Origin of the sequence: Sphingobium sp. RSMS (assembly GCF_005406185.4) — a bacterium.
Taxonomy (GTDB): domain Bacteria; phylum Pseudomonadota; class Alphaproteobacteria; order Sphingomonadales; family Sphingomonadaceae; genus Sphingobium; species Sphingobium fuliginis.
The window spans coordinates 3,577,530-3,595,676 of the sequence record NZ_CM191257.1; the positions used below are offsets into that span (position 1 = coordinate 3,577,530).

Genomic DNA, 18,147 nt, shown 5'->3' on the forward strand with positions numbered 1-18,147 from the left:
TTCCGCCTGTTCCCTGTGGGATAGCTGTGCCCGATAAGGGTTGCTTTCATCGGTTGATCCACGCCCGACGATGGCGGGTGCCTCTTCCAGAGATTCAACCCCGGGCTCCCCATCCGGTGCGATCGATCGTCCACGGGCGCTCCAGTCCTTGTGGAACGCTGCCGGGAAGGATGCGGTTGCCGATCCTGGCCAGATCGGCCATTGCCGGTCCATTCGGTGGCCAGTCAAAAGGTTCAGGATCCATGATCCCACATTCTCCAAGTAAGTCGCTGATTTCGCTGTCGTAATCGTGATATTTCGCATATAAATCATGGCGTTGACGGCTGCGAGGGGCGCGTTTCATGGATCACCTGGAGGGTGCGGGCTTGGCGCGGGGAGATCGGGTTGATTTCGACCGCCGTGTGCGTCTGGAGTTCCGTGGTGCGCAGATCAGTTCAGACGGTGGCCTGCTGGTGATGCGCGAGCTTGATGACGTGCTCGGCCTGTCCAATCTGGCGTCGGAGGCGCTGCGAGACAGCCGCACCGGGAAGAACACGCTCCATCGGCTTGACGGATTGTTCCGGCAATCGGTGTTCGGACGACTGGCCGGATACGAGGATGTGAACGATGCCGACCGCTTGGCCCTCGATCCCGTGATGCGTCAGGTCGTTGGCGGCAGGGCCGTCGAGGCGCAAGCTGCTTCGGCATCGCAGATGGGACGGTTCGAGACCGAGACGCTGGCTCTGGCCGCGAACCGGGCGGCGCTGGCCGATCTGAACGGCCAATGGATCGACCGGTTTCATGACCGCAACGGGTTGAAATACATCGTGCTGGACATGGACAGCTCGGTCAGCCCCACCCACGGCGATCAGGAAGGTGCTGCCTGGAACGGGCATTTCGACTGCACCTGCTATCACCCCATCTTCTTGTTCAACCAGTTTGGCATGCTGGAGCGCTGCGCCCTGCGTAACGGCAATGTCCACAGCGCCGATGGCTGGCGGGATGTCCTTGATCCCGTCATTGCCCGATATGCTGGCCGCGACCTTGGTGGACGCTTCTTCCGGGCCGACGCTGCCTACGCGATCCCCGCGATCTATATGCGGCTGGAAGAAGCCAGGTTCTTCTACGCCATCCGTCTGCCCGCCAACGCCGTCTTGCGCGAGAAGATCGCGCATCGGCTGACACGGCCCGTGGGACGGCCTTCGCTGACCAAGGTCAAACGGTTCTTCGAGGACTTCGAGTATCAGGCGGCGTCCTGGGACAAGCCGCGCCGCGTCATCGCCAAGATCGAATGGCATCCGGGCGAGCTGTTCCCCAAAGTCGGCTTCATCGTCACCAACCTGCCGATGGAGCCAGACTGGGTGGTGAGGTTCTACAACCAGCGCGGCACCGCAGAGCAGCACATCAAGGAAGGCAAATATGCCTTTCGCTGGACGCGGCTGTCATGCCGGAAGTTCCGGCACAACGAGGTGCGGCTGCAACTGCACGCGCTGGCCTACAACCTGGCAACCTTCCTGCGCTGCATCGAACTGCCCGAGGCCATGGCGGACTGGTCGTTGACCAGCCTGCAACTCAAGCTGATCAAGATCGGCGCCCGCGTCGTCCGCCACGCCCGCGCCATTACCTTCCAGTTGGCCGAGGTCGCCGTCACCGGCCCGATGGTGCGGGCCGTCCTTGCCGCCATCCGCCGTCTTCGAACGCCTCCGTCATGCGCATGACCACGATCCATGCCCAAGCTGAACGAAAGCGGCAGGACAGGTCCGTCTGCCGCGCGGAAAAGCGGCTCTGCCGGGCCAGAATGCTGCGGGTTCGAGGCTTGATCCACCCGACTTCGGCCGTTTGCGCGACGACAGACACCGCTCGGGGCGAAAAACGCTTGCCCAGCGAGCAAAATCAGGCGATCTTGAAGTCAAGCGGCAGGCTACTTGGGGAATGTCGGATGATGACGCTTTACGACGCCTTCGTACCGGGGTGCCTTCAGATTTTGGAGTCTGTGTCGAGACTGGTTGTGAAAGCGAAGTCCTATTGCGATGCGCAGTCTCTCCCCCCGGAACGGCTGCTTCATGCCAGACTCGCCCCCGACATGTTGGACTTCGCCTATCAGGTGAAAAGCTGCGCAATCCATTCCATCGGCGCGATCCATGGCGTTCAGCGCGGGAATTTCTCGCCTGACATCGCGGCGCCACCGGCCAGTTTCGAGGAATTGAACGCCAGGGTGATGGAAGCGGCCGACGCCCTTGGCGCACTTCAAGTTGCCGATGTGGAAAGCTTGAGCGACAGGCCGATGACATTCACCATCGGTGACAAGCTGCGCTGGGATTTCCTGGGCAAGGATTTCCTGCTCAGCTTCTCCCAGCCCAACTTTTATTTCCATGCCTCCACGGCCTACGACATTCTCCGGACGAACGGCGTGCCCCTCGGGAAGCGGGACTATCTGGGCGCCGTTCGGAAGCTGCCGTCGCCGCCAGCGCCGATCTGATCCGCTGGCGGCATGGCGGGCAGGGCCCCGCCGTGCCCGCGGACGTAGCGAGCCGGGGAACTAAGGCTGTCTGGGCAGAGCATAGGCGATGACATGATCGCCCAGCTTCGTGCCGAGGGAGCCATGCCCGCCTGCAACGACGATCACGAACTGCCGCCCGCTCGCCCTCGACCGATAGGACATCGGCGTCGCCTGTCCGCCGGCCGGAAGGCGGGCACGCCACAGCACCTTGCCGGTGCGCGTGTCATAGGCGCGCAGATAATTGTCGATCGCCGCCGCCATGAAGGTGAGCCCCCCTGCCGTCGACATCGGACCGCCCAGCGATGGAACGCCCAGCTTGAACGGGATAGGCAGGAAGGTTTCGTCGCGGATCGTGCCGTTCTTATGTTCCCAGACCTTCCTGCCGGACCGCAGATCGATGCCCGCGACATAGCCCCATGGCGGTGACTGGCAGGGCAGGCCTGCGAAGGACAGGAAGGGGTTCATGTCGACCGCAAAGGGCGCGCCCGTATTGGGATTGTACCCCTGCTCGTCCGATCCGCGCCGGTCGGAGCCGCCCGCTGGCCCCCGTACGCCATGGTCCTCCATTTCCGCGCGGGGGATGAGCCTGTCCACGAAAGCGACATAGTTTGGATGGGCGAATGCGACCTGGCGGATCGGGTCTATCGAAATGCCGCCCCAGTCCATCACGCCGAAATTTCCCGGGAACACCAGCGTCCCCCGCAATGAGGGCGGCGTGAAGGGCCCCTTATAGTCGAGCGACTTGAACCGGATGCGGCAATAAAGCTGGTCGAGCATGGTTGCGCCCCACATATCGCTTTCACGCGCCGGGGCGGGCATCAGGGATATGGCGGAAAAGGGCTGGGTGGGCGACAAGCGGTCGCCCGGCGCTGCGCCGCCCGGGACGGGGCGCTCCTCCACCGGGAACAGGGGCTTGCCGTTCCGGCGGTCCAGGACGAAGAGATTGCCGGTCTTGGTCGACTGCACCAGCGCCGGCACCCGGCCGCGGCCGGGCAGGTCCAGATCGACCAGCGCCGGCTGGGCCGGGACGTCCATGTCCCACAGGTCGTGATGGACCGTCTGGAACACCCAGCGCGGCCTTCCGGTCACGATGTCCAGCGCCAGGACCGAAGTGGCGAACCGTTCGGTCGTCGCGGGCCGCCTGCCGCCCCATTGGTCGACAGCGCCCATCCCCATCGGCAGATAGATCAGGCCCAGCGCCTCGTCAGCGGCCGGCGTGCTCCAGCTGTTGGGGGAAGAGGGCGTGTAGTGCCGGCCCGCGCCCAGCGGGGCGGTGCTGTCCGGATTGCCCGGATCGAAATTCCAGACCAGTCGGCCCGTGAGCGCGTCATAGGCACGGATGACGCCCGAGGGCACGTCGGTGGAGATATTGTCGTAAACCGCGCCGCCGGTCACGACCAGGCCATGCGCGACAAGGGGCGCGGACGTCACCTGATACCAGCCGCCATTATAATGAGGTTGCCCCGGAAGCAGGCTGACGGTCCCGGCGCGTCCGAAGCTGCGGCACGGCGCGCCCGTGCGCGGGTCCAGCGCAATCAGGCGGCTGTCGTTCGTGGCGAGGAAGATGCGCCGGGGACAGTCGGCGGCGCTCGCCCCCGCGCGCGATGAATCCCAATAGGAAAGGCCGCGGCAGGTGAGATGCTGCATGTTCCTTGCCGAAGTCCTGATCAGCGGATCGAACCTCCAGCGCTCCCTGCCCGTCTCCGCGTCGACAGCGATCACCCGATTATGCGGCGTGCAGAGATAGACGGTGTCGTCGACCTTGATCGGGGTCATTTCATAGGTCGTCTCGCCCGGATCGCCCGAGCGCTTGAGATCGCCCGTCCGCAACTGCCACGCCACCTCCAGCTTGCCGACATTGGCGGGCGTGAGCTGGGTCAGGGGCGAGAATTTGTCGCCACGCCAGCTTCGGGCATAGGCTTGCCAGTCATCATCGGGCATTGCGTTCGGCTCCGGCGCGATCGCGCTGCGCGGGCCAGGAAGCGTGCCGTCGAGATTGTGGACGTCGCGCATCAGCGCGGCCAGGCCGAAGATGCCGGCGATCGCCAGCGCCACCGCCAGGGGGCCGGCGTTTCGCACCCATCCCCCAGCCGGCGCAAGGCGCCGCACGGTCCATGGCAGGATCAGCAACAGGCCGAAGAGGAAGATCAGGTCGCCGCGCGGAACGAGCGGCCACCAGTCCACGCCGATTTCCACCCAGGCCCAGGCCATCGTGGCGAGGACGAGCGCCGCGAACAGATGCAGGGCGGCCGCGCGCCGCTTCCAGAGCAGAAAGGCGCTGGCCAGCATCGTCAATCCCGCGGCCGCATAGAAGGGGCTGCCGCCCAATGAGGCGAGCCAGATGCCGCCGATCAGATTGGCCGTGCCGACAGCGCCTGTCAAGACCGCGATGACCTTCAGCAATTTTGCAGTCTGGCGGCCGGACTTCATCGATTTGCCTCCGATGATCTCGCAAGCAAACCGTCGCGCAGCGGCGATGTTCCGTTTCGGGAAGTGAAGAGAGACGCAAACAAGGACGGGCCTTGCCGGAGGTTGCACCCTTGCTGCCCGCGGGTTCGAATGGCTTTGCCGGAAGCGGTCCTCTGCTCAGTTCAGCGCAAGACCTCTGATCAGGGCCAGGACGCTGCCGAGCGTCGACACGTCCGGCGTGCGCATGCGGTCGCCGGCGAACTGGAAATGCGTGAGCGCCACCTGCTGCTGGGGCGAAAGGAGGATCTTGGCCCCCACGACGCGATCCGTGATGCGCGCGACGATCGCCGGAACCTCACCCAGTTCCCTGATGGAAATCGTGCCCCTGTCGCCTATGCGCCAGCCGCCTTCATTGGCGAAGGCCACGCCGCTCGACGAAATGTCGAGCAGCCGGACCGGGGTGGCGCTGTCCCCCGCGCTGAAAAGCGCCGTTCCGCTGATGGGGGCCCGCTCTTCCGCCCTTCGCGGCGTTTCGACGCAGACGATGATGGCGATGATGCAGACGAGGACGTTGTACATGCTCCAGAACGCCACGATGCCCTTCTGGTCCGAGAAGAAGGTCGGCGCCAGTGGCGAGCCATAGCCGAACAGCATCCCGCCCACGGTCAGCAGAAGCACGACCGCAAAGCGCGACAGCAATTTCCAGTGGATCACCGTCCGGGAACGGTCGCCCCCCTTGTTGGTCACCTTGAACGGCCGCTCCCCGGGGAACAGCAGGGTGTGGCAGGATGCGGCCACGATCTCCGGCGCGACCAGCAACTGGGACGTGTCGGTCAGAAGCGGGAGTATCCGGCCGTTGGAATACCAGCTGATGGCGAAGGCTTCCACCAGGATGCGGGGCAGCAGGAATGTCGCAAGCTCGCCGATCGGCGCATCCATGATGGTGAGGCCCGTCATCCAGTAGAGGATCGGCACCAGCAGGCAGGCGAGGCGGAAGGGAAAGCTGCCCATCCAGTAGAGCAGGGTTTCCAGCAGGCTCATCCTGTCGATCCAGCCCAGGCCCTTGCGCGAGAACAGGCCGTCGGCGCTGCGCATGATCTGCATCGCGCCGATGCACCAGCGGATGCGCTGGGTGCAATATTCGCCGATCCCTTCCGGCGCGAGGCCAAGGCTGAGCTTTTCGTTCAGATAGGCGGTGACGAAGCCATGCTCTTTCATGCGAATCGACAGCAGCATGTCTTCGGTAATGCTGTCGGTAGGGAATCCGCCGATCTCGGCAAGCGCGGCGGTGCGGACGACGGACGACGTCCCGCAGGAAAAGGCGGTGCCCCATCCGTCCTTGGCCGGCAGCAAGGTGTCGAAGAAGAAGCGCTGTTCGTCGGGCAGGTCCAGATGCCCCTTGATCCTGTGTTGCAGCGGATCGGGGTTGAAGAAATGCTGCGGCGTCTGGACCACCCCCACGGTCGGGTCCTGGAACAGGGCCACGCAATGGGACATGAAATTGGGCAGGGCGACGAAATCCGCGTCCAATATGGCGATGAAATCCGGCATCTCGCCACGCGCGGCCAGTGTCGCCAGCCCTGCGTTCATATTGCCGGCCTTGGCATGAGCATTATCCGGCCGGGTCAGCCATTCCACGTCGCGACGGCGGCACAGCGCCTCCACCTCCGGCCGCCGGCCGTCATCCAGCAGGAAGACCTTCGCCGGATAATTCTGGTTGAGGGCGCCGGTAATCGTGCGGTCGAGAATCCCGACATCTTCATTATAGGTGCAGATGAAGATCGCGGCGCTGGGCCTGTTGACATGCAGCCAGCGTATGTTGCCGCTGACGTCCTTCAGTCGGTCGCGCCGCCGCGTCAGCACGACCAGCACCAGCACTCCGCCCAGGGTGGAGCAGACCTCCAGCATGAAGAAGCCCACGGAAAGCAGGGCGTAACCGGGCGTGCCCAGGTCGAGCGTGGCGACCATGCGCCATGTCATGTAGATCAGGATCGATCCGATCGCGGCGCCGCTGACGATCAGCCGATGCAGCGGGTTGGCCGGCCTGAGTTTGGGAAAGATCAGCAGGCAGAGGCCAAGGGTGGCGAGGCCCCAGAAATAGGACGGGATCTCGGCGGGGTTCATGGCCGCGTTACAGCACCACCCGGCCCGCCGTGCCGACCGGGCACTGCTTCTTGCCCTTCGCGTCCAGCATGATCCGCGCGCCGATCAGATATTCGCCTGCGGCGGGATTGGGGACATGGCTGGTGACGCGGAGCTGGGACGGATCGCTGACCCCCATGTTGACGACGGTTCCCGGCCAGCGATCGCCGTTCGAAAAGGCGATGAACGTCACGGGCGAACCGATGGTGAGCCTGCTATAGGCGCTGCGGCCCACGGTGAAATAGGCGAAGAAGGACGAACAGTCGGCCAGCATGTAGATCGGATCGCCTTCACGCAGCGACTCCCCGGGGGCGGCGACCTTCGCCCAGACCCGGCCGTCGATGCTCGCCTGCAACGGAAGCTGCAGCCGCCGCATGGCGCCGGCCTTGCCATCGCCGCTCAGCTTTTGCGCCTTGGCCAGCGCTGCGGTCAGGTTCTCCCTTTCGCCCCGCAATTCGCTCAACGCCAGATTGAGATCGCTCAGTCGCTGGGTCGAATATTGGACATTGCTGTAGCCGTTGTTGAGGAACAGCCCTTGGCCCGCGGCATGCGCCTCGATCAGGTTCGTGCGTCGGCGTGCCATCGCCGCATTCCTGTCCGCCAGGGCGGCGCGCTGATCCTGTTCCGCCTTCTCAAGTCCGGCTGCGCTGATGAAGCCGCGGCCAGCGAGGGCGCGGGTGCGGTCCAACTGTTTCTGCGCAAAGGCCAATCGAGCCTGCGCGGCCGACAGTTGGGCGGAGCTTTCGTCCGCGACGGCATCCATCTGCACCAGCTTTTCAGATCGGTAGACGCCCGATTCGCGGCGGATATGGTCGGCGTCAGCCCTGAGGGCCGCCATCCGGCCGTCGATACTGGCCAGCTTCGCCTTGAGCTGGTCCACATCTTCCGATCCGGCGCGGACGGCCGCCGACAGGCCCACCGGCGCGGCGAAGCTCCCCAGCAATTGGTTCCGCGTCACGCGGTCGCCGACGTTCGCGCCCAGCCGGTCGACTTCGCCGGAGATCGGCGCCCTGACCAGGCCCATGTCCGCCACCAAAGTGGTATTGTAACCCGCCGTGAAGATAAAGCTGCGCACCAGCACTGCGAAGGCCATGATCAGCAGAAGGCCGCCGACCAGCATTCGCCGCGGAAGGTGGAACCATTGCCGCCCGTCGCCCTCGGCCAGCCGCAATTCCTTTGCACCATCGGATGGAAATTTGGCTTCTACGCTCATTTCGCCCCCAATCTGATGGGCGAATCATATATGGACATGGTTAAGAAAGGTTGGAGGCGCCGCCCGCCGGCTTCATGCCCCGGCCGGCGCCGGGCCGGAACTATCGCGCTGCACCAGCCTGAAGGTGAAGTGCGGCGCATCGGCGGAGCCGCCCGCGAGCGCGTCGATCACGGCGCTGCCCATCGCCTCCAGCGGCTGGCTGACGGTGGTGAGGGGCGGCCAGGCCGTGAGGCCGGCGGGTGTGTCGTCGAAACCGACAACAGACAGGTCCTCCGGCACGCGCAGCTTCAGCCGGTGCGCGACGGTCAGCGTGCCCAGCGCCATGTCGTCATTGGTCGCGAAGATCGCGGTGGGGCGCTTGCCTCGGGACAGCAGATGCTCACCAGCCTTTATGCCTGACTCGAAATCGAAGGCGCCTTCGACGAACAGGGACTCCTCCAGCGGCAGGTTCGCCGCGGCCATGCCGTCGCGAAAGCCCTCGACGCGCTGCATCGCCGCCTTGTGGCTGGCGGGTGGGGTGATCACGCCGATGCGGCGATGGCCAAGGCCGATCAGATGATCCGCGATCATCCGACCGGCCGCGCGCTCCGGCGTGGGGATGTTGAAGCTTTCCGCCATCACCGATCCGGCGATGCGGGCGCAGGGCAGCTTCAGTTCGGACAGCCGCTGGAGCAATTGCGCGTCGTCCGACAGGGGCGGCACCAGGAAGACGCCATCGGGCCGCAATGCTGCGACCAGGCGGTCGAGAATGGCGAACCGTTCTTCCCCTGTCAGCGGCATCGGCTCCACCACCAGATGATAGCCCAGATCCCGGCACCGGTTCGCCGCACCCGACTGTATGCCGCCATTATAGGAGGGCGCGGGGTTGTTGTAGAGGAAGGCGATCATGAAGGATCGCCCGCCAGCCAGCCGCCGCGCGGACTGGTTGGGCCGGTATCCAAGCTGGCGGATCGCCGCCGTCACCCTTTCGCGCAGCTCCTCGCTGACATTGGGCGCCTGGTTGACCACCCGGGAGACGGTCTTGATCGATACGCGAGCCAGTGCCGCAACGTCATGGATGCTGGGCATCAGCGGGGTTGAGCGAAAGAAAGGACGGTCATGCACCGGTCTTGCCATGGAAGGCCGATGGAGGAAACAACGTTTACCCGGATAACGGCACCGCCAGACGCCGATATTCATGCCGGAATCGTAAATATGGTGCGTAAATCAGGGGAAATGGTCGCGGGATCCGTGAAAATTGTCCTTGATCCGGCATCGGTAACGGTCTAGAGCGGCAAGACAACGTTGTCATACTCTCCAAGCAAGGCAACGGCTGTCATCCCGGGCGGCGGTCGGATGAACTGCACGCTTCAGGCCGTTGCCCGGGATGCGCTTTTCACGGTCGGCGCAGGGTCAGCAGGACTTTGAGGCCGGGACCGTTATCCGCCAGCGTCACCATGCCATGATGCAGCCGCGCCACCGCTTCCACCAGGGACAGGCCTAACCCCGATCCCGGCTTGCCGCGCGCCGGGTCGAGCCGGCCGAAGCGCTTCAAGGCTGCGGGACGGCTTTCCGCCGGGATACCCGGGCCATTGTCCGCCACGGCGATGAGAAGGTCGCCACCCTCGATCGCCGCACTCAGTTCGATGCGGTCGCCGTTTTCCGCATAATAGAGCGCGTTTTCGATGAGATTGGCGAGCGACTGGCTCACCAGTTCGCGATGGAGCGGAAAGGTCAGCGCGTCAGGCGCGGAAATGGCCAGCGCAAAGCCGCTATCCTCCACCAGCGGGCCATAGATTTCGCCCACGTCGCGCAGCAATTCCGCAACATGGGTGTCGCGCCGCTGGTCGCCCCCGAAGCCCGCCTCGGTCCGGCTGATGAGCAGCGCCGTGGTCAACATGGAACGGAGCGTCTGCGCTTCATGATGCACCTTTTCCAAGGCATCGAGCGCGGTGTCGTCCCGCGTCTGGGCGCTGGCCTGCTCGACCACGGAGATCAGCCGCGTCACCGGGGATTTAAGGTCGTGGGCAAGGCCGTCTGTCATCATGCGAAGCTGCGTCACCAGCGCGTCGATCCGTTCCAGCATGGCGTTGATCGACTGGCCGAGCCGGTCGAAGGCGTCGCCGCTGCCATCGGTCGGCACCCGCCGGTCCAGCGCGCCCACGGCGACGTCGTTGGCGGTTTCCGCTATGTCGGAAACCTGCCGCGCCAATATGCGGCCCAGCATGATCGCGATGCCCAGCGCCAGCACCAGGCTCATGACGAAGGCGACGGTCAGCGCCTCCTCATAGATGCGGGTAAGTTGCAGGCTGTTGGAAACGACCATGCCGGTCAGCAATTGCCCGCCGCCGCGCAGCTTCACGGGAATGACGCCCATCGGTTCCGGCGCGTCGCGGCCGATGCGGTAGAGCGACATGATCTGCCAGCGCCCGTCTGCCGCCAGCCCGGCGGGCCAGGCGCCCAGATTGCCGCTGACGGGCCGTCCCGCCCTGTCGGTCAGCAGCAGCACGGCGCGCTCCCCCTCTATGGCGCGGAAACGCCGGGCGATCTCTGACCGCAGAGCCGCCGTACCGCCGCTGCGATGGAGCGCGAGCAGGTCGTCGCGGGCGTCCTCCACCGCCTGCCGGTCGGCGGCCACAACGGTGCGCTGGCTCGCCTGCTGCACGAACAGCAGCACGCCGCCGGTCACCAGGAACTGGCAGAGGAAGGCCAGCCCGACGAAGCGCCCGATGGTCGAACGGGCAAAGCCGAACCAGCGGCGGGAGGGGAGGGTCTTAGGATGGCCGGAAGCAGTCATGGATGCCATCCCGCACGCCCTGGAGCCAATCGGCATTCAGCCCTGACGGCCTGCAAATGACGCTTTTCCGTGCTTCCGGTGCTCACATACCTTGAGTACGCTGCGCTCCGGGTCACGGAAAACCACCATTTTCGGCTCGTCATCATCTGAATGTCGATTGGCTCTAACTCTCCGGTCCCAGCCGATAGCCCATGCCGCGCACCGTATGCAGCAAGGGCTTGTCCCCGCCTTCGTCCAGCTTGCGGCGCAGGCGGCTGACATGCACGTCGATGACGTTGGTGCCCGGATCGAAATGATAGTCCCAGACGCCCTCCAGCAGCATGGTCCGCGTCACCACCTGATCGGGATGGCGCAGGAAATATTCCAGCAGGCGGAACTCGCGCGGTTGCAGGTCGATGGTGCGCGATCCCCGCTTCACCCGGCGGGAAAGCAGGTCCATCTCCAGGTCCCCGTGCCGCAAATGGGTGACGACCGCGCTGCCGCCGCCGCCCCGGCGCAGCAGCAACTGGACGCGGGCCATCAGCTCGGCAAAGGCGAAGGGCTTCACCAGATAATCGTCCGCGCCGCTGGTCAGCCCTTCCACCCGGTCCTCCGGCGTGCCGAGGGCGGAAAGGATGATGACCGGCGTCTCGATCGCCGCCGCGCGCAGGGCCTTCAGCATCGCCATGCCGTCCATCGCCGGCATCATCCGGTCGAGGATGATCGCGCCATAGCTGCCGTCGCTCGCCAGGAACAGGCCGTCGCGGCCATTGTCCGCCCGGTCGACGGTGAAGCCCGCCTCGCCCATGCCCTTGGCCACATAGGCGGCGGTCGCCGCGTCGTCCTCCACCACCAATATCTTGTGGCTCATCTTTCCCCTTCCGGCCGGTCCAGCATCACCACGCGCATATGGTCTGCATGTTTCAGCCCCAGCATGATCCTCGGCTGGGGATGGTGTAGCAGATAGGCGCTGGCCTGATCCAGCGAGCGGATCGGCATGCCGTCCAGGCTGACGACGCCGTCCCCGACGCGGATGCCCAGGCGCGCCGCCTGGCCGTCGGTTTCCATGCTGGTGACGACCACGCCCGATCCCGCCGGCATGCCGTTGCTGAGGGTGATGCCGGGCAGGGCGCGGGCCTGCGCGGCCGCCACCTCCATCCGGTCGTCGCCGGCATGGCGCACGTGCAGGAAAAAGGCGCCGCTCATGACCAGCGCGCAGAGCGCCAGCGCCGCCAGAAGGACGCCCGATGCCGCGTGGCTCAGCCTCTGCCTGTCCATGCACCCGCTTTCATGGGCGGAAGGATGATCCATGGGCGCCGCCATGTCATGTTAAGCTTTGTTCATGCCGGGGCCGCGCCTTCGTGGACGGCGACGCGTCCCGTCCGCTCCAGCTTGCCCCAGCCGACGACCCAGCCGCCAATGGCCGATGCGATGGCGCGCACCACGACCCAATACATGATCTGGCGATAGACGAAGCGCTGCGCCACCAGCAGATGCGGCGGATAGCGCATGTCCCGGTTGTCGAGCGCATAGGCGGCCCAGCCGCAGAGGATGTCGACGCCGGTGAAGGCCAGCCAGTATAGCGCCATGGTCCACACATCGTTGCTGGTCTGCGCCCAGCCATGCTGGTTCACCCGGACGATGGTGCCCAGGATCGAGGTGACGAGCGCCAGGTCGATCAGCGGGGAGATGGCGGCGAACAGGATCTGGAACAGCCAGGCCTGCGGCAATCCGACCAATGCCAGCCCCGTCGGCCGCCGTTCGCGCAGGATGCGGCCATGTTTCCACAGGCATTGCAGCGTGCCGAAGGCCCAGCGGTAGCGCTGCCGGGCGAGCGCCCGGAAGCTTTCGGGCGCTTCGGTCCAGGCGACGGCTTCGGGATCGTAGGTGACGCGCCAGCCTGACCGCTGGATCGCGATGGTGAGGTCCTGATCCTCCGCCAGCGTGTCTTCGGGATAGCCGCCCACCGCGTCCAGCGCGGCGCGGCGCCACGCGCCGACCGCGCCGGGCACCACGGTCATGGCGTCGAAGCCGGCGAGCGCCCGCCGCTCCAGATTCTGCGCGGTGATATATTCGACTGCCTGCCAGCGGGTGACGAGGTTCACGCGATTGCCCACCCGCGCATCCCCCGCCACCGCGCCGAGCGCGGGATCGGCGAACCAGCGGGCGAGGCGGCGGATCGTCTGCGGCTCGAACTGGGTGTCGGCGTCGAGCGCGATGATGACTTCCCCCGTCGCATCGCGCAGCGCCCGGTTCAGCGCCGCCGCCTTGCCGCCATTCCGAAGCGTCAGCAGCGTCACGCGCGGATCGTCGGCAAAGGCCCGCGCCACGATGGCGCTGGTCGCGTCCTTAGACCCATCATCCGCGACGATCAGTTGCAGGCCCGGATAGTCGCTGGCCAGCACGCGGCGCACCGACGCCTCGATCACGCGGGCTTCGTTATAGGCGGGGATGATGACCGACACGCTGGGCCGATAGTCCGGCGGTGTGGGACGTCCCCGCCGCGCCTGGAACCAGGCGAGCAGCGTCATCAGCACCGCCCGCGCTAGCCCCAGCGCAATCGCGACATAGAATATCCAGCCGAGCAGCGCCGAAAGCGTCGCCAGCGCCACGAAGGCGGCGACGTCGACGCGCACCGCCAGCAGGTCGCCGGCCTTCACCGGCGGCATGGCGGCCTGCTGCGGCAGCCCGGCAAGCTGCGACACCGGCACGAAGCGATAGCCCTCCGCCCTCAGTCCAGCGATGATGCGGGGCAGCGCCGCCACGGTCTGCGACCGGTCGCCCCCGCCATCGTGCAGCAGGATGATGTTGCCGGAGCGGTCGGTGCTGGCCGCATGCACCTGATCGATCACCTGCCGCACTATGGCGTCGGTGCCCGGCTGCTGCCAGTCATTGGGATCGACGTGCAGGCCGACCACCGTATAGCCCAGCTTCTGCGCCGCCAGCGCGGGGCCCAGCTCGTCCGCCGTGGTCGGCTCCGCATCCCCGAAATAGGGCGCGCGGAACAGCCGCATGCTGCGCCCGGTATAGGCCTGCACCAGCCGCTGCGTGGCGTTGAGCTGCAACCGCGTCGGCTCCTCCGACCAGGTGGCGAGGTTGGGATGGTCGTAGGTGTGATTGCCGATCTCGTCCCCGTCAGCGACGATCCGTTGAAGCAGCCCCGGATGCTCCAGCGCATTTTCCCCGATGACGAAGAAGGTCGCCGGCGTGCGGGTCCGTTCCAGCACCTTCAATATCTTCGGCGTCCATACCGCATCCGGCCCATCGTCGAAGGTCAGGGCCAGCATCTTGCGGTTCTGCCCGCCGGTGCGCTCCACCTGATAGGGGGTGGGCAGCGCGCCATAGCTTTCCTGTTCAATCGTTCCCAGCGGCTCGAAGGCGACGGCGCGATGGCCCTGCGTCGGCGTGGCGGTGATGCGCAGGATCTCGCCCGACCCCTCGACATCGGTGTTGAGCGTGCTCGCCACGGTGCCGAGCCTGGGCCGGCCGCCGGTGCGCCAGGCGGTCAGATCCGCCCAGATGCCGGGGTCCTCGCTGCCCAGCCGCCACAGCGCGACGCTCTGGACGCCCAGGCGCTTCAGCACCAGCAGCTCGTTCCAGCTCGCGGCGGCATCCAGCATCCAGACCTGATGCCGCTGCCGCGCCTCGTCATAGGCGAAGCCCGCATTGCCGCTCGCCGCGTCGTAGAGCGGGCGCGCGGCGCTGTCATGCGCGGCGAGCCAGGCTTCATCGAGCGACAGCGCGTCGGCGGTCCCGCCATGCCAGTCATAGGCATAGCTGCCGAGCGCGACGATGATATGGTCCGCACCGATGGCGCGCAGCGCGACCTCCGCCTGCCGCGCGAACCAGTCCTGGGCGGCGATGGGACCGGGCTGGCCGCCCTGCCAATGCTGGTCGTAATCCATCAGGATCACCCGGTCCGCCACGGCGGCGAAGCGGGCCAGCGGCCAGCCCTGTTCCCCGGCGGGAACGGTGAGCGCGATCTTCGCGCCGTGCGGCAGGGTGGCGCGCAATATGCGGAGGAAGCGCAGATAGCCGGGCATGGCGCTGTCCGGCAGGGATTCCAGGTCCATGACCAGCCCCGCCTCATGGCGGCGGGCGACATAGCCGCTCAGCTGCCGGGCAAGCGCCAGCGCCGCTGCGGGATCGCGCAACAGCCGCGCCGCGCCCGCGCCGTCCCAGCTTTCGCTGCCGATATTCTGCACCATGGGCAGCACCCTGGGTGGACGGGGCATGGCGGCGATCATGCGGTCGAACGCCGCGTCCGTCGCGACATGGATCGGCTTGCCGGGACCGGGCACGGTGATCAAGGCCGGCACCACCCAGTCGAGCTGTCCGACATGGCGGCGCAGGGAGGCGATGCTGCTTTCATCGCCCGGAATATAGAAACCGACGTTCAGCGGACGGGCCTGCACGCGATGCTTGCCCCAATGCGGCAGCCATTTGGCGATGTCGCGCCGCAGCGAGGAGATGCCCGACAGGCGGGCCGCATGCGGCTGGGGCAGGGGCAGGGCGAGGTCGCCTTCCGACGGCACGGCGACCAATGTGGTGGCGAAGGCGATGGCGGCGAGCAGGATCAACAGCAGCGCGCCCGCCAGCAGGCGCCGCGCCCAAAGTCCCCTGCGGCCGGTGGGATCGAAGAATATGGGTCTGGTCATCGTTCGCGCTGTCGCCCTGTTTCGGGCCAGCCTTTACGCGTCCGGCCTTGCCGGGCCGATGGGCCATGCATGAACTATTGGTCATGATTGAACGGGCTGAACGAGGTCGCCCCGTCGCGCTGCCTCTCGCGCTGCCTTCCACGCTGCTCCTGCCAGGTCCGTCATCCCGCCTTCCCGGGAAGCAGGGCGGCAAACAGGCTTCCCCCTCGGTCAAGCTTTTCTACCCCGCCGATCAGCAAAGCTTGAAAGACAAATCTCTACCGGCAAACTAGATAACGGCCCGTCTCGATTCGGCAGGGAGAGGACATATGGAGTGGCGATCGGCGATCGGCCGGCACTGGGGTCGCTGGAGCGACGCCGTGAAACGCGAATTGCTGCGGGAGCCGGATCGCATCCTCATCGACCGTGGGCCCGAAGCGGTCGCGCCGCCCGCGGAACAGGCCGAACGGCTGGAACGCTCGCTCGAACTGCGGTGAACATGCCGGGCGGGGCTTGCCCTTTCCGTCCCTGCCTCCAATATTCCGGCCGCTTCTTGTTCTGGAGATCATATGTCAGCCACCGCCCGCGTCGCCACCCGTGCCGTCGAACCGCTTTTCCTCGACCGCTGGTCACCGCGCGCCTTCGATTCCTCCCTCATCCCGCAGGAGGATCTGGACACGATCTTCGAAGGCGCGCGCTGGGCGCCCTCCGCCTTCAACTATCAGCCCTGGCGCCTGCTGTACGCCACGCGGGGCAGCGCCGACTGGAGCCGCTTCCTGGGCGTGCTGCTGCCCTTCAACCAGAGCTGGGTGCAAAATGCATCGGTGCTGCTCTACATCCTGTCGGACACGCTGATCGCCGCGCCCGGATCGGAAGATTTCAAGCCGTCGCACAGCCACAGCTTCGATGCCGGCGCGGCCTGGGCGCTGCTGGCGTTGCAGGCGACGCGGCTGGGCTATCATGCCCATGCGATGTCGGGCGTGGATTTCGACAAGGCGCGCGTGGAACTGGCCGTGCCCGACCGTTTCCGTATCGAGGCCGCCGTCGCGATCGGCCGCATCGCGGACAAGTCCATCCTGTCCGAATCGCTCCAGGCGCGCGAGGTGCCGAGCGGCCGCAAGGATATTTCGGAATTCGTCACGGCTGGCAATTTCCCGGCTTGAGGCGGGAAGGGAATGGCCTTCTCCTGTTCCGTCATGCTGAAACAGGTGGGCATGACGGTTCCCGAATGACGCCCGCCGGTCCGCCCCGAATTCAGGTCCGAGCCAGCGCCTCCGCCGTGGCGTCCATCGTTCCCGGCTCCTGGTCGCCGGTCAGGGCATAGGACATGTCGCCGCGCCGCCAATAGGCCACGGATTGTTCCCCTTCGCGCACCGCGTCGGGATGTTCGGGCGCGGCGGTCTTCTCATGCACGGCGAAGATCGTCATCCTGTGCCCCGTATCGGTGCGCACCGCCATCAGCAGCGCGGGGGCCTTGTCGGTCGGGAAGAGCTGGACGTCGGTCACATGCCAGTCGTCGGGCAGTTGCGGCATGGCGATGCGGGTGTTGAGCGCGACTTCCCGCGCATCGAAGCGGGGCGCCTCGATCTGCGAATTCATGTCGGCGCGCAGCATCGCGATCCGGTGCGAGGCGACCGCGTAGCTGACATAGGCGGGCGGACGCTCGAACCCCACCAACCAGACCGCCAGCGCCGCCGCCAGTCCCGATGTCGCCAGCCCCGCCGGCATCAACCGGCGCCACCGGCTTTTCTGCGGTTGCGCCAATCGTTCGGCCCTGTCGGCCAGCCCGGCGGGCACCGGCCGCCTGTCCTGCGTCAACATGCGGAGCGCACTGCGGACGCTGAGGTCGCCCATCACCCGGGCAGCCAGTTCGGGCTGGCGCGAAAGGCGGGTTTCGACGACGAAACGCCGCTCCACATCCAGTTCGCCGTCAATATAGGCGTCAATCTCCAGATCGGTAATTTCCGGATCGGTCGGACGATCAGTCATCGCTTCCTCCTATCAGCCGGAGGCCCGTTGCCCCCTGCTGCCCCTGTTCCCGCTCCCTCAATGCAGCCCGCGCCCGCGCCAGCCGCGACATCACCGTCCCCACCGGCACCCCCAATGTCTCCGCCGCCTGCTGATAGCTGAGGCCCTCTATCGCCGTCAGGTGCAGCACGGCGCGATGATGCTCCGGCAAGGCCGCGAATTGCCGCGCGATCTGGACCAGCCGGGCATGTTCCTCCTGCCCCGGTTCCAGCCGGTCGGCCAGCGTCTCGGCAAAGCGGCTGTTGCGCCGCGCCTCCGACGCCTCGCGCCGCTTGGCGGAGAAGAAGACATTGTGGACGATCGCCAGCAGCCAGCGGCGGCGGTCGCGGTCGGGCTGGAACGTCTCCTGCCGCTCTATGGCGCGGACGATCGCGTCCTGCACGACATCGTCGGCGTCCTGATCGTCGCGGGTCAGCGACCGGGCATAGCGCCGCATCGCGACCAGATCGTCCCTGATGCCGGAACCCTCGTCCATCATCGCCAT

Annotated in this window: 15 protein-coding genes; 4 read left to right on the plus strand and 11 right to left on the minus strand. The window is 66.2% G+C overall.

Annotation, left to right across the window (positions count from 1 at the left end; genetic code table 11):
• Positions 1-94 precede the first annotated feature (94 nt).
• Positions 95-343 carry a hypothetical protein gene (locus tag EGM87_RS17420; protein ID WP_137709452.1) on the minus strand — a complete coding sequence of 83 codons (249 nt, stop codon included), beginning with the start codon at positions 341-343 and terminating at the stop codon, positions 95-97.
• On the opposite strand from EGM87_RS17420, the gene EGM87_RS17425 reads away from it, so the two are divergent.
• The gene (locus EGM87_RS17425; protein ID WP_012112698.1) at positions 342-1,697 is read left to right on the plus strand and encodes an IS1380-like element ISPme1 family transposase; all 1,356 of its coding nucleotides are present in this window, start codon (positions 342-344) and stop codon (positions 1,695-1,697) included. The genes EGM87_RS17420 and EGM87_RS17425 overlap by 2 nt on opposite strands.
• Positions 1,688-2,458, plus strand: coding sequence for a DUF1993 domain-containing protein (locus EGM87_RS17430; protein WP_503345419.1), 771 nt, complete (start codon positions 1,688-1,690; stop codon positions 2,456-2,458). Before EGM87_RS17425 ends, EGM87_RS17430 begins: the two co-directional genes overlap by 10 nt.
• 60 nt (positions 2,459-2,518) lie before the next feature.
• Here EGM87_RS17430 and EGM87_RS17435 read toward each other — a convergent pair whose 3' ends face one another.
• From EGM87_RS17435 to EGM87_RS17470, 8 genes are all read right to left on the minus strand, one after another.
• Positions 2,519-4,909: a membrane-bound PQQ-dependent dehydrogenase, glucose/quinate/shikimate family gene (locus tag EGM87_RS17435; RefSeq protein ID WP_137709451.1), complete on the minus strand. Its 2,391-nt coding sequence runs from the start codon at positions 4,907-4,909 to the stop codon at positions 2,519-2,521.
• A 156-nt stretch (positions 4,910-5,065) separates the two neighbouring features.
• Positions 5,066-7,012: a glycosyltransferase gene (locus tag EGM87_RS17440; protein WP_137709450.1), complete on the minus strand. Its 1,947-nt coding sequence runs from the start codon at positions 7,010-7,012 to the stop codon at positions 5,066-5,068.
• A gap of 7 nt (positions 7,013-7,019) precedes the next feature.
• Positions 7,020-8,243 carry an HlyD family secretion protein gene (locus EGM87_RS17445; RefSeq protein ID WP_253719098.1) on the minus strand — a complete coding sequence of 408 codons (1,224 nt, stop codon included), beginning with the start codon at positions 8,241-8,243 and terminating at the stop codon, positions 7,020-7,022.
• Between the two features lie 72 nt (positions 8,244-8,315).
• Positions 8,316-9,311, minus strand: coding sequence for a LacI family DNA-binding transcriptional regulator (locus EGM87_RS17450; protein WP_137709449.1), 996 nt, complete (start codon positions 9,309-9,311; stop codon positions 8,316-8,318).
• A gap of 307 nt (positions 9,312-9,618) precedes the next feature.
• Positions 9,619-10,911 carry a sensor histidine kinase gene (locus EGM87_RS17455; protein WP_137709717.1) on the minus strand — a complete coding sequence of 431 codons (1,293 nt, stop codon included), beginning with the start codon at positions 10,909-10,911 and terminating at the stop codon, positions 9,619-9,621.
• Between the two features lie 271 nt (positions 10,912-11,182).
• A complete protein-coding gene (locus tag EGM87_RS17460) occupies positions 11,183-11,869 on the minus strand; it encodes a response regulator transcription factor (protein WP_025549336.1) in 687 nt (228 codons plus the stop codon).
• Positions 11,866-12,276, minus strand: a complete 411-nt coding sequence (locus EGM87_RS17465) for a PDZ domain-containing protein (RefSeq protein WP_025549335.1) — start codon at positions 12,274-12,276, stop codon at positions 11,866-11,868. Before EGM87_RS17465 ends, EGM87_RS17460 begins: the two co-directional genes overlap by 4 nt.
• 62 nt (positions 12,277-12,338) lie before the next feature.
• Positions 12,339-15,656: a trifunctional glycoside hydrolase family 18/polysaccharide deacetylase/glycosyltransferase family 2 protein gene (locus tag EGM87_RS17470; RefSeq protein ID WP_137709448.1), complete on the minus strand. Its 3,318-nt coding sequence runs from the start codon at positions 15,654-15,656 to the stop codon at positions 12,339-12,341.
• 308 nt (positions 15,657-15,964) lie between these two features.
• Between EGM87_RS17470 and EGM87_RS17475 the strand changes: the two genes are divergently transcribed.
• Together EGM87_RS17475 and EGM87_RS17480 are read left to right on the plus strand one after the other, a co-directional pair.
• The gene (locus tag EGM87_RS17475) at positions 15,965-16,132 is read left to right on the plus strand and encodes a hypothetical protein (RefSeq protein WP_165363332.1); all 168 of its coding nucleotides are present in this window, start codon (positions 15,965-15,967) and stop codon (positions 16,130-16,132) included.
• A gap of 72 nt (positions 16,133-16,204) precedes the next feature.
• The gene (locus EGM87_RS17480; protein WP_137709447.1) at positions 16,205-16,798 is read left to right on the plus strand and encodes a nitroreductase family protein; all 594 of its coding nucleotides are present in this window, start codon (positions 16,205-16,207) and stop codon (positions 16,796-16,798) included.
• Between the two features lie 91 nt (positions 16,799-16,889).
• Here the strand turns inward: EGM87_RS17480 and EGM87_RS17485 are convergent, their stop codons facing one another.
• Both EGM87_RS17485 and EGM87_RS17490 read right to left on the minus strand, forming a co-directional pair.
• The gene (locus EGM87_RS17485; protein WP_137709446.1) at positions 16,890-17,624 is read right to left on the minus strand and encodes an anti-sigma factor family protein; all 735 of its coding nucleotides are present in this window, start codon (positions 17,622-17,624) and stop codon (positions 16,890-16,892) included.
• On the minus strand, positions 17,617-18,147 hold the full coding sequence (locus EGM87_RS17490; protein WP_244309645.1) for a sigma-70 family RNA polymerase sigma factor: 531 nt from the start codon (positions 18,145-18,147) through the stop codon (positions 17,617-17,619). Before EGM87_RS17490 ends, EGM87_RS17485 begins: the two co-directional genes overlap by 8 nt.